Source organism: Bacillus infantis (assembly GCF_008180445.1).
GTDB lineage: Bacteria > Bacillota > Bacilli > Bacillales > Cytobacillaceae > Bacillus_AB > Bacillus_AB infantis_B.
Genome location: NZ_VTER01000008.1, coordinates 19,525 through 31,143, shown reverse-complemented (window position 1 = coordinate 31,143; position 11,619 = coordinate 19,525). Strand labels below are relative to the sequence as shown.

At 47.5% G+C, this 11,619-nt stretch carries 12 protein-coding genes; 3 read left to right on the top strand and 9 right to left on the bottom strand.

Features of this window, described 5'->3' with window-relative positions; genetic code table 11:
• Window positions 1-117 precede the first annotated feature (117 nt).
• The 3 genes from FZD51_RS16710 to FZD51_RS16700 all read right to left on the bottom strand — a co-directional run bounded on the left by FZD51_RS16710 (window position 118) and on the right by FZD51_RS16700 (window position 3,301).
• Complete coding sequence (locus FZD51_RS16710) at window positions 118-894, bottom strand: DUF2268 domain-containing putative Zn-dependent protease (protein WP_148975944.1); 777 nt, start codon at window positions 892-894, stop codon at window positions 118-120.
• Window positions 895-1,039: 145 nt separating this feature from the next.
• A complete protein-coding gene (gene fabF / locus FZD51_RS16705; protein ID WP_009794085.1) occupies window positions 1,040-2,281 on the bottom strand; it encodes a beta-ketoacyl-ACP synthase II in 1,242 nt (413 codons plus the stop codon).
• An 81-nt stretch (window positions 2,282-2,362) separates the two neighbouring features.
• A complete protein-coding gene (locus FZD51_RS16700; protein ID WP_148975805.1) occupies window positions 2,363-3,301 on the bottom strand; it encodes a beta-ketoacyl-ACP synthase III in 939 nt (312 codons plus the stop codon).
• Between the two features lie 226 nt (window positions 3,302-3,527).
• Here FZD51_RS16700 and FZD51_RS16695 point away from each other — a divergent pair, with 226 nt between their 5' ends.
• Window positions 3,528-3,881 (top strand): hypothetical protein, encoded by a 354-nt coding sequence (locus FZD51_RS16695; protein WP_148975804.1) that lies wholly within the window; start codon window positions 3,528-3,530, stop codon window positions 3,879-3,881.
• 76 nt (window positions 3,882-3,957) lie between these two features.
• Here the strand turns inward: FZD51_RS16695 and FZD51_RS16690 are convergent, their stop codons facing one another.
• From FZD51_RS16690 to FZD51_RS16675, 4 genes are all read right to left on the bottom strand, one after another.
• On the bottom strand, window positions 3,958-4,149 hold the full coding sequence (locus FZD51_RS16690; RefSeq protein WP_148975803.1) for a ComZ family protein: 192 nt from the start codon (window positions 4,147-4,149) through the stop codon (window positions 3,958-3,960).
• A gap of 21 nt (window positions 4,150-4,170) precedes the next feature.
• Window positions 4,171-5,133 (bottom strand): BMP family ABC transporter substrate-binding protein, encoded by a 963-nt coding sequence (locus FZD51_RS16685; RefSeq protein ID WP_148975802.1) that lies wholly within the window; start codon window positions 5,131-5,133, stop codon window positions 4,171-4,173.
• A gap of 217 nt (window positions 5,134-5,350) precedes the next feature.
• On the bottom strand, window positions 5,351-6,157 hold the full coding sequence (locus tag FZD51_RS16680; protein WP_148975801.1) for an NAD(P)-dependent oxidoreductase: 807 nt from the start codon (window positions 6,155-6,157) through the stop codon (window positions 5,351-5,353).
• Between the two features lie 265 nt (window positions 6,158-6,422).
• Window positions 6,423-7,160 carry a lipase family protein gene (locus FZD51_RS16675; protein WP_022543605.1) on the bottom strand — a complete coding sequence of 246 codons (738 nt, stop codon included), beginning with the start codon at window positions 7,158-7,160 and terminating at the stop codon, window positions 6,423-6,425.
• 192 nt (window positions 7,161-7,352) lie between these two features.
• On the opposite strand from FZD51_RS16675, the gene FZD51_RS16670 reads away from it, so the two are divergent.
• A complete protein-coding gene (locus FZD51_RS16670; protein WP_022543604.1) occupies window positions 7,353-7,544 on the top strand; it encodes a YjzD family protein in 192 nt (63 codons plus the stop codon).
• Window positions 7,545-7,605: 61 nt separating this feature from the next.
• Here FZD51_RS16670 and clpB read toward each other — a convergent pair whose 3' ends face one another.
• Both clpB and FZD51_RS16660 read right to left on the bottom strand, forming a co-directional pair.
• Window positions 7,606-10,206, bottom strand: a complete 2,601-nt coding sequence (gene clpB, locus FZD51_RS16665) for an ATP-dependent chaperone ClpB (protein WP_148975800.1) — start codon at window positions 10,204-10,206, stop codon at window positions 7,606-7,608.
• Between the two features lie 203 nt (window positions 10,207-10,409).
• On the bottom strand, window positions 10,410-10,589 hold the full coding sequence (locus tag FZD51_RS16660; protein ID WP_009794074.1) for a YjzC family protein: 180 nt from the start codon (window positions 10,587-10,589) through the stop codon (window positions 10,410-10,412).
• Window positions 10,590-10,746: 157 nt separating this feature from the next.
• Here FZD51_RS16660 and FZD51_RS16655 point away from each other — a divergent pair, with 157 nt between their 5' ends.
• Window positions 10,747-11,556 carry an undecaprenyl-diphosphate phosphatase gene (locus tag FZD51_RS16655; protein ID WP_022543603.1) on the top strand — a complete coding sequence of 270 codons (810 nt, stop codon included), beginning with the start codon at window positions 10,747-10,749 and terminating at the stop codon, window positions 11,554-11,556.
• Window positions 11,557-11,619: the final 63 nt, after the last annotated feature.

Sequence of the window (11,619 nt, the reverse complement as noted above, 5' to 3'; positions counted from 1 at the left end):
TTAAAATACTATTACAGATTTATTACAATTGCAAGATTTTTTTAAAATTTATTAACTTTCATTATTTCAGAAAAAACAGAAAGCCCTTAGTTTAGGGCTTTAAAGCACTTTAATCTACTAAAAAATTATAATTTGGTCTCCTAAAGTTTCGGGTTTTAAATTAAAAGAAACTTTTGTAGAAAAGTTATTCTTTTCGAAATATTGTTTCACAATCCAGTATCCTGCAGCATATCCAAGCAGGTCCGGGTATCTGCCTTTTCCGAAAAGGATCTGATCATGAACATGATCCTTTTTGGTTTTTTTCAAGTTGTCTTTAATATATTTCTCCCACCAGTTTCCAAGCTCTTGTTCCGTATAGCGGGTGCACCATGCTGCCACATATTCTTTGCCGCAATTCTGTTCAACCGCATATTCCGCCATGCCTTCCAGCACCATGGAGTCCAAAAGGGTATAGTCCTGGAGTTTTTTCTTTTGCTCCCTGATCCGGCATACGTGATGATACTCATGGATAAAAAGGGATTCCAGCTCCTTATCATCCTGGGCATGTTCAAAGAAAAGAAACATCTTATCGGGAAATGAGACCCCTGATTTTACCGTTCCTGAACGCCTTGCCCTGCTCCCGCTCCTGTTCACCGGAAAGATATAAACAGGTATATCCGGCCCGTTCCACTTTTTCCGGTATTTCTTAAAAAACCCGCCTGCTGATCTCCAAGTGCCTTGGCCTGCCAATTCCTCATACACCCTGAAATTCACCCGGTCCGGCCTGTACATCCCAAACCGCGTAAGATAACCATAAATAGGCTCCGGCTCCTTTTCCCCGAACTCATCCAGAAGCCGGCTGCAAATTTTCTCGGGCTCCCAGAAATCCTGTTCAAGCCATTTATCTGTTCCCATGATCCCCAAAGCCCTGCGCCTCCCTGTAAGATGATCTTTATATTGTATTGGCTGACGGCAGGAATGTTTCCCTGAAGACTTATAGAAATGCAAAAAGGCAGCACAGGCCGGAACCGGCGTGTGCTGCCTTTTTTGTTTCTGTGATTTATTCGGTATACTGCTTGAAAACAATGGTGGCATTATGGCCGCCGAAGCCCAGCGAGTTGCTCATTGCAGCCCTGATATCTTTCTTCCTGGATTCGTTTGGCACATAATCCAGGTCGCATTCCGGGTCAGGCGTTTCATAATTGATGGTTGGAGGGAGAATAGCATCCTTCATAGCTAGAAGCGTGAAGATTGCCTCTACCCCGCCTGCTGCCCCGAGAAGGTGGCCTGTCATTGACTTGGTTGAGCTGACGGCCAGTTTGTAGGCATGGTCACCGAAAACTTCCTTGATGGCAAGCGTTTCAAATTTGTCGTTATAATCTGTGCTTGTGCCATGTGCATTGATATAGTCAATATCCTGCGGTGAGAGACCGGCATCATCAATCGCCATTTTCATCGCCCGTGCCCCGCCCTCTCCGGCAGGCGCTGGAGCCGTAATATGATAGGCATCGCCTGTAGAGCCATAACCGACGATTTCTGCATAAATTTTGGCGCCTCTTGCCTTTGCGTGCTCAAGCTCTTCCAGCACAACAATCCCAGCGCCCTCGCCGATGACAAAGCCATCTCTGTTTTTATCAAAAGGGCGGCTCGCGGTTTTAGGATCCGGATTAGTCGACAATGCGGTATTGGCACAGAAGCCGGCAACAGACATACGTGTGATCGGCGCTTCAGCCCCCCCTGTTACCATGGCGTCCGCGTCCCCCCTCTGGATGACCTTGAAGGCATCGCCAATGGAATTGGTCCCAGTCGCACAGGCTGTGACCGTACAGGAATTAAAGCCTTTCGCCCCAAGGGTGATGGATACCTGCCCTGTCGCCATATCCGGGATCATCATAGGGACAAAGAACGGGCTTACCCTTCTGTATCCTCTGTTCAGGAAGGTTTCAAACTGGTTTTCGAATGTTTCCATACCGCCGATCCCCGAACCGATCCAGACGCCAATCCTTGGCGCATTCTCATCATTGATCGTTAAATCTGCATCCTTTACCGCCATCAGCGCCGAAGCCACTGCATAATGTGTAAAGCGGTCCATTTTCCTTGCTTCTCTTTTATCAATGAACTCATGAGGGTCAAACCCTTTGATTTCAGCTGCAACCTTTGCAGGATACTCATCGCTGTTGAGCCTTGTCAGAGGCCCTACACCTGAATTTCCTTCAATTATATTTTTCCATGCAGTTTCTGCATCATTACCGACTGGAGTTACTGCTCCGATTCCTGTCACGACAACTCTTCTATTTTCCATTATTTACACATCTCCTTCTTTGCCAAGGATACTTTTTCTTCATGCACTTCCGGCCGGCCCGGCTTTCAGGCTGGCATTCTGTTATCTGCCCCAGCGCATCGCGATGGCGCCCCATGTAAGTCCGCCCCCGAAGCCGACCATGACAAGGAGATCTCCGTCCTTGATTTTTCCGGCTTCCAGTTCATCGACTATCGAGATCGGAATGGAGGCTGCCGATGTATTTCCATACTTATGGACAGTTTTGGACATTTTCTCTTCCGGCAGCTCAAGGCGCTGGCGTGCAGCTTCCATGATTCTTATATTCGCCTGGTGAGGGATAAGGAAATCAACATCTTCCTTGGAAAGCCCCGCTTTTTCCAGGACATTCAGGCTGCTTTCCCCCATTTGCCTGACGGCGAATTTAAAGACTTCACGGCCGTTCATGTAAATGTGGTCATTCTCATTCTGATACAAGTGCTTTCCGCCAGTGCCGTCCGCCCCAAGCTCAAAGGACAGGATTCCTTTATCATCCGATACCGGTCCCAGCACGGCAGCGCCTGCCCCGTCTCCGAAAAGAACCGCTGTGTTCCGGTCTTCCCAGTTGGTTATCTTTGACAGCTTTTCCACGCCTATGACAAGGATATGTTTATATGCACCGGTTTCAATGAACTGCTTTGCAGTTATCATACCATACATAAAACCTGCACACGCAGCACTGATATCCATAGCAGCAGCCTTGACAGCGCCAAGCCTCTCCTGCAGCATACATGCAACAGTCGGGAACGGCTGGTCCGGAGTGACTGTTGCCACCAGAATCATATCAAGGCTTTCTGCAGAGACCCCTGAATTTTTAAGGGCGGCAACCGCGGCATTATAGGCCAGGTCGGAAGTGTCCATATCGTCACCCGCGATCCGCCTCTGTTCTATCCCTGTCCGTGTTCTGATCCACTCATCGTTTGTATCAACCATTTTTTCCAAATCAAAATTTGTCAGTATCTTTTCCGGAACGAACTTTCCGATTCCAAGTATGCCTGCATTCATGGAAACCCACTCCTTCTCACAATTTAAAAGCCAGCCGGCGAATCAGCCGTATTTATACTCATTTTATTATCAATTATTATGACTTGGTACTAATTTTAGCAAAAATAATAAAGAAGAAGCAACCTTTTTACTCGAAAATTTCTCTTGCGCCACGGCTTCAGCCCTCTCACAGGAAATCCCGCGGCATACGTTATTATAAAGATATTCAGGGGAAGGGGAATGCACGATGGACACGGACAGCAGGGAAGAAAAGCAGCATTCGGAGCTGGACGGATTCTCCAGATTCATGTTCGGCCCGAGGCAAAGGATACAGGATGATTCTATGGCAAATGAGGCTTCAGAGAGCAAAGGCGCATCAGTGAGACCAACGGGGGACTGGATATTAGGCGGACCGGAGCGCAAGCCGGCAAACGGCCGGGAAGATGCGCGGGAGCCAGGGCAGATTGAAAAGATTCTCGATGGTGTAGACCTTGGACAGCTGATGGACAATATTGATACTCTGATGACTTCAGCCGGACAGCTGAAGCCGCTTTTTAAAAAGGTGACACCTCTATTCCAGCAGCTCCTAAAAAAAGGATAATAAGCTTTCCGGTTATTGGAATAAAAAACAAGCTGCCTGATTATGGGCAGCTTGTTTTATGTATTGATATCCGTTCTTATTCCCCGCTTTTGGCATCCTGCCTGCCAAGCTCGTATGCCTCATTCATGACTTTTGTGAAAAGTGTCATAAATGGCTGGATCATCTCGAGCGACAGCTCAACCCCTGCCTTTTCCAGCTCCTGCTGGGCTTCAGGCATATATTTCATCGCTATTTGCATAAACTCCATCGTTTTATCATTGGATTGCATAAGGGCATTCCCTCCTTTTCCTCAACTTTGGCCAGGCAATTTGCCTGTCTCTTTATACCTTTCAATAGATGAGTTTAGCTCATCCCGATAATTTGGGTCAACATCCGGGCTGTATTTTCCAAGCGAAATCACACCATCATCAAAATCAAATGACAGATTCCCAGATTTAAGCTCCCCATTATTCATCCTTTCAGCCACCAGCTCATAAAGTGCATCTACATGCTGGATCGTACTCGTAAGGACGGTCGATTCCCCGAGGTCTGACTGGTCGGATATATAGCCGATCGCATACAGGCCCATTTCTTTCACTTTTTCAATCACAGGCACATTAAAGCCGTCGCCGGCGGGGTAAATCACATCAGAATGATTCCTGGCCATGACATCCAGAAGCTCCAGGGCCCTCTGTTCATTATCCCATTCTCCGACATAGCGTATCTCCACCTCTGCATCTTCATTCTGGTAGATGGCTCCCTCATAAAAACCCTCGACCTCAGGCTGCCATTCAAAGGCTGCCATCACTCCGACTTTATTGGTTTCTGACATTTCTGCCGCAAGCATCCCTGCAAAATAACCCATAGCATACCCTTCAAAATTCAAGCTGGTGGTGTTCTCATTATTGGCATCGCCATTAAAGCTGACAAAATGAATGTCAGGATATTCATCCGAAATTTCATTGAAATATAAGGCGTACTCGTTTCCGTGGCCAAAAATAAGGTTTACCCCCTTCTGGGCGTACTCCCTTACAGCACGCTCAACAACGGGAAGAGAGTTCATTCCTTCTTTATAGAATACATCCACATCGAATTTGGACTGGATCTTCAGCATCCCTTTATAGCCTTTCGTGCCCCAGACCTGGTCATTGATCGTATCGGGCACCAGCAGCCCTGCTTTCTTCAGCTCTCCGCGGGGAGAAGCCTGTCCGCATGATGACAGCACCAGAAGGAGCAGCAGAATCGGGCTTATGAACTTCACAAAACGGAGCATGTATATCTGACCGCCTTTCCAAGTGCACTGATAAAGGCTCTCTAAATGATGCCGCTGGCCGGTAGAGCAGGCCAGCAAAAAGGCAGTAGTGCAGCTTCAGTATTTAAGGACGGCACCGGCTGTTCCGGCACCTGATGAAAGAGTCATAAGACCCATAATTTCCTCGTCTTTTTTCATTTTACCCTTAATTCAGCGGAATGAAAATATTTTTCCTCCATTAGAAAACTTTGGGGCTGCCCGGCCCGCTTAGCCGGCTCGAAGAATCCGCGCCTCTTTTCACATATTCCTGCTGCTTATCCAGCACAATGTGGTAAGGTGTTTCTTCTCTGATGATTTTCCTGTCTGCTTCAGGAGCAATTGGGGGACTGCAGTCGGCGGGCTCTTTCATGCCAAGATGCTGGGCACATTTTCCCCAGCGGCCTTTTTCCCCGCTCCATAACAAAAGAGTCCCGGATCCTTTCGTTTCGGCTGCTTCAATGATTCCTTCAGCGGCTTCCGCTGCATGGATTGCATCCCCTTTATGCTCAAGCATGGCGTTATCCTTTTTTCCCAGCCCCTCGATTGTCCTCTGAAAAGCAAAAGCAGAAGGCTGCCAGCGCCCAAACAGGGTGGGAAGATATATTTTCAGGGCTCCAGCGTGGCAGCTTCCCTCTTCCCTGTCCCCATAATATTGAACGGGCATCAGGATAACAGGCTTGGAGCCTGTCTCTTCTATTGATGCCTCTAAATGTCCAAACATTCCTTCCCATGAGGCAAGCTCCGGTTCTTCCCTGAAATAATAGTCATAAAGCGAAAGGAAAATGAGATGGGGTTCCTCAATGGAGCCCTTTGCCTTCCAGTCTGCTTCGCTGTACACAGTAAAATTGGCATTGCGTCCGACCAGCAATTCTTTATCTGCAGTATACCTGTCATCCCCCATGGATCCTGGAACAATCCCTGTCACTTCAAGCCCGCGGTCAAGCAGCTTCATTGTCAAATGGAATCCTAAAAATTCGTATGCGCCTACAACAATTGCCCGATTCATTGCACTTCCTCCCTGATACACTTACTTTTAGTATCCTATGCCGGAAAACTGGAAATATTTCTCGGATTGGCTTGTAACCTCAAAGTGGATGGGAACTGCTGCCAGACTGTAATTGAAGTAAAAAATTGCTTTCTTATCATGAAGGCTTTGTTAAACATTGTTGTTGATCTGAGCTCATTTTAGCTGTGCTGAAACGAGCTCAAAATCAACAAGGTACACGAACACAGCCATCAAATAAAAAAGAAGCCTATTGGACAATAGGCCCCTATAAAATCTTCTCATATGATTTTAAAAATTTGGCCATCTGGCTGCCAAGCTGCTGCTTTTTATCTGGGAGCATATAGCAGATTGATATGGGCGCTTTCTCATCCTTCCACTTAACAGAAAGTTCATTCAGCAGGCTAGACTGTTTATATGCCCTGCCTCCTGACAGTACATGGATGATTTTCACCGGAATCGGTGTGCGGTCCATTATTTCCTCTGCCGGCATGCTTCGTTCTGCCAGAGCCCGGGGCGAGTCAGACTCATGTGATATGGCAAGCTCCTTAAGAAGCTTTTTATAAAAGAATTTATGTTCCTTTTCCTGCTCCAGATGGTCCTTGAGCGAAAGGACAGGGTTCAGGAGGATGACAGAGCGGATCTTCCCTTCCATTTCCTTCATGAGCTTCAAGGCAGCCAGCGCTCCCATTCCTTCTGCGATGATGTGGATTTTTTCATTGATGATTTCTGTCCTCAGGACATGCTCATATAAATTCCTCGCCATTTCTACCGCTTTATCGCTGCCCCAATTCCTCCCGTACAGATTGGAATAGAATACGGTATATCCTGCTCTCCTCAGCAGGCGGAGAATCGCTGCCTTTCCTTCATTCTGCGTCCAGAAGCTGCTCTTTTCGTCAACAAAATGCCTCTCATCCCCAATGATCATGATACCGAAACCTTTTGGCCGCTCAGGATAGTGGATCATATTCCATTCGGTATCAAGTTTGAAGTTTCGGTGTTCCATTATAAAAACTCCTTTTACATATGTGATCATAATTAATGTATGAAAAGCATGGATAAATGCAAGGGAATATGCCTACCATCAGTGAAAAAGAGGAAACAGCCCCCGGCCCGCGGATAGCCATGGCTAAAAGGCGTTTATTATTTTTTCAGGTTGTGGTAATATGATATAAGATTACATAATGAGGTGAAAACAGTGAAATACTTTTGGACTCTTTTCTGGACCTTCCTGCTTGTAGAAATGCTGACATATGTAGTCAGTTCCATGATTGGCTCAACATTTGATTTTGTAACCGGTGCCATCCTCGCTGCAGGTGCCACGATCCTTATTCTTGTTCTGTCCGCCATTATCCCTGAGGAATCTGCAGGCAAACAAGGCTTGCATTAATCAGCCGCCAAAACCAGGTCATCCTGCATGAAGCAGGATGACTTTTTTTGGCGGCGGCCCTTCAGGACTTCCTTATAGCCTTAAGTCTGATGCCCCCATCTTCAATTCCTATCTCGACAGAGCTGTTATCCCGGACCCTTCCGGAAATGATTTCCTTTGCCAGCCTGGTTTCGATATTCCTTTGGATGAATCGTTTAAGCGGGCGCGCCCCATACACCGGATCAAATCCATTTTGTGCAATATATTCTTTTGCTTCATCCTTTATACTTATTTTAATATGCTGGTCCTCAAGCCTCCTCTGAAGGTCCAGCATCAGCTTGCCGACAATCCCTTTAATGTCTCCCAGCGACAGGGGCTTGAACAGGATCATTTCATCGACTCTGTTAAGAAATTCAGGGCGGAACCGGCTTCGCAATTCGGTCATGACCCTGTCCCTCGTCTCCTCCGGGATTTCATCGCCTGCCTGTTCGAGCAGATAAGCAGAGCCGATATTCGAAGTCATAATAATGACTGTATTCTTGAAATCAACCGTCCGGCCCTGGGAATCCGTTACACGTCCATCATCCAGCATCTGCAGGAGAACATTGAAAACTTCAGGGTGGGCCTTTTCAATTTCATCAAGAAGAATGACTGAGTACGGCTTTCTCCTTACTGCTTCTGTAAGCTGTCCGCCTTCCTCATATCCTACATACCCGGGAGGTGCGCCGATTAGTCTTGAAACCGCATGTTTTTCCATATATTCGGACATATCGATCCGGATCAGCTGTTCTTCATTGTCAAAAAGGGAGTGAGCGAGTGCCTTAGCCAGCTCAGTCTTTCCTACTCCGGTTGGCCCCAGAAAGATAAAAGAGCCGATCGGCCGGTTCGGGTCCTGGATGCCGGCTCTTGCCCGGAGAACGGCATCGGCTACAAGGCTGACCGCTTCTTCCTGGCCGATGACGCGCTGATGGAGAGTATCCTCAAGCTTGAGGAGTTTTTCCCTTTCACCCTCTACAAGCTTTGTGACAGGGATGCCGGTCCATCTCGCCACAATGCCGGCGATTTCGTCTTCTGTTACCTCTTCGCGGAGGAGACGCTCTCCCTGCCTTTCCCCTTCCTCGGATTCCAGCTTCTTCAGCTCCTTCTCAAGAGCAGGGATGGATCCGTGCCGCAGTTCCGCCGCTTTGTTGAGATCATAATTATTCTCAGCCTCCTGAAGATCCAGGCGGTATTTTTCCAATTGCTCTCTTTTTTCCTGAACCTTTTGGATAGCTTCTTTTTCAAGCTCCCATTTCGTTTTCATGCTGTATGCCTTTTCTTTCAGTCCTGCCAGCTCTTTCTGGAGGGCTTCAAGGCGTTCGCGGCTGCTGTCATCACTTTCTTTTTCGAGAGCCGCTTCTTCTATTTCAAGCTGCATGACGCGGCGTGACACTTCGTCAAGCTCAGCAGGCATAGAATCGATTTCTGTCCGGATCATGGCGCATGCCTCATCAACAAGATCGATCGCTTTGTCCGGCAGGAAGCGGTCTGTGATATATCTGTCAGAAAGGGCTGCCGCAGCGACCAGGGCACGGTCATGGATGTTGACGCCATGGTGGATTTCAAATCTCTCCTTAAGCCCCCTCAGGATGGAGATGGAATCCTCTACATCCGGTTCGCTTACCAGCACCTGCTGGAACCTGCGCTCAAGCGCCGGATCTTTTTCAATATATTTTCTATGCTCATTAAGTGTAGTGGCACCAATGCAGTGCAGCTCTCCGCGTGCGAGCATCGGCTTCAGCATATTCCCTGCATCCATTGCCCCTTCGGTCTTCCCCGCCCCTACAATCGTATGGAGTTCATCTATGAAGAGGAGAATCCTGCCCTCACTTTTTTTCACTTCATTCAATACCGCTTTCAGCCTTTCTTCAAACTCGCCCCTGAATTTGGCACCTGCAACAAGGGAACTCATATCGAGTGAGAATATCGTTTTATCCTTCAGCCCCTCCGGCACATCCCTGCGCACTATCCGCTGGGCCAGCCCTTCTACAATGGCTGTTTTGCCTACGCCCGGCTCTCCGATCAGCACGGGATTATTTTTCGTCTTCCTGGAAAGGATGCGGATAACATTCCTGATTTCACTGTCTCTGCCGATTACAGGATCCACTTTTCCTGCCTTTACATCGGCAACAAGATCTCTGCCATATTTCTTCAACGCTTCATAAGAAGCTTCCGGGTTTTGCGAGATCACTTTTTGATTCCCCCTGATAGCCATAATGGCCGTATTTAATTCTTCAAAGCCAGCACCAATACCGGCCAGGAGCTTGCCTGCCTGAGTTTTTCCGCGCGCAGCGGCAAGCATCAGATGCTCTGCTGAAAGATAATGATCTTCAAGCTCCTGCATCATCTTCTCCGCCTCGGCGAGAAGCCTCTGCAGGGCGGCAGTTATATACAATTTACCTTGTTCTGCTCCTCCGCCTGATACTTGGGGCTTTCTTGCCAGGGTATCCTCAAGTCCGCTGCTGAAGCTTTTTGCAGAAGCCCCGGCTCTCTCTAGGATCGTGCTGACAAGGCTGTCTTCCTGTTCCATAAGGCTCAGGAACAGATGGGCTTCATCGACTTCCTGATGCTGCATGATCGCTGCCTTTGACTGGGCATTCAAGAACCCCTGCTGCATCCTTTCCGTCATTCTGTTAAGATCCATCAATAACCCTCCTTTGACCTTTATTGACCTTTATTTATATTATAGACTTTTCCACATGTATGTAAAGAAATTAGATGCCCTCTTATCTATTGCCTTTTCACTTCCGTTAGAAACAAACTTTTACAGGTTATGCACCAGCAAAGCATACGGCTGGGCAGCTATGGGATCATATGAAAAAACGAGGGGAATGATCCCCCCGCTTCTTAAGGCTTTCGCTGGTATGTCCAGATCCGGTTATGATTGGAAGCTTCCGGAAATGTGTCTCCCGCTTTCATTTTCAGCTGCTTCGGGTTATTGACATTGCTCCCGGTTTCACCGATTTCGATATAGATCCCGTTATTGGGAGCCTTCTGGCCCGGACGGAATTGGCGGTTCTGCCCCATCGTGCAACTCCTCCTTATAGTCAAAATCATTATTATTATATCCATTCACAACCGTGTTAAAGGAAGAAACAATTCCCACGCCCTGATATCGCTTTACACGTCCGGCTGGTTATAGTTAAATGAATAAGGATATAAAAGAAAATTGGAGGATAAACAATTGGATTTTTTCACTTTAGTCAAGTATCTGCTTTTAGGATTATTCCAGGGATTCACTGAGCCTATTCCCATCTCCTCCAGCGGACATTTGGAAATTGCCGAGCACTTTATGGATTTAAAAATAGAAGGCATGAGCTTTGCCCTGCTTGTGAACGCCGCTTCTTTGATTGCCGTTCTCATTATATACAGGGAAGATATCATCAGGCTTGCCAAAAACGGCCTTGTGTACATAACAACCAAGGATAAAAGAGCAGAAGCTGATTTTCGCTTTATCATTTATCTGATCATCGGCACCATTCCTGCCGGCGTCATCGGCATCCTGTTTGAGGACTATATCGATGAGCATCTCGCCAATATCAAAACCGTGGGGATCACCCTGGTAGTAACCGGCCTTGCTTTGTGGCTGATCCGCAATATGAAAGGAAGAAAGAATGATGCAGGGCTCACAGTCAAGGATGCCGTCATTGTCGGCCTTGCTCAGGCAGTTGCACTCATTCCCGGCATCAGCCGGTCCGGAGCGACCATCGTAGCTTCCATGGGCCTTGGCATGAAGCAGGAAACCGCGCTTAGATTTTCATTCTTGCTGTATATTCCAGTCAGTGCCGGAGGAATGATCCTTGGCCTTAAGGACCTGCTCGGCGACCCAAACTTAGGATCACTGGCCCTCCCCTACGCCATTGCCTTCATCGCTTCTTTGGTCGCATCCTATTTTTCACTGAAGTGGTTCATGAATATCATGGCTAAAGGGAACCTTATCTATTTTGCCATCTACTGCTTCATTGTTGGGCCAATCGTCTATTTCCTATCATAAGTCAAACGGACTGCCCTAAAAAATGATACCTTTGCTACAAAAACCCAGAGTCCGCGGACTCTG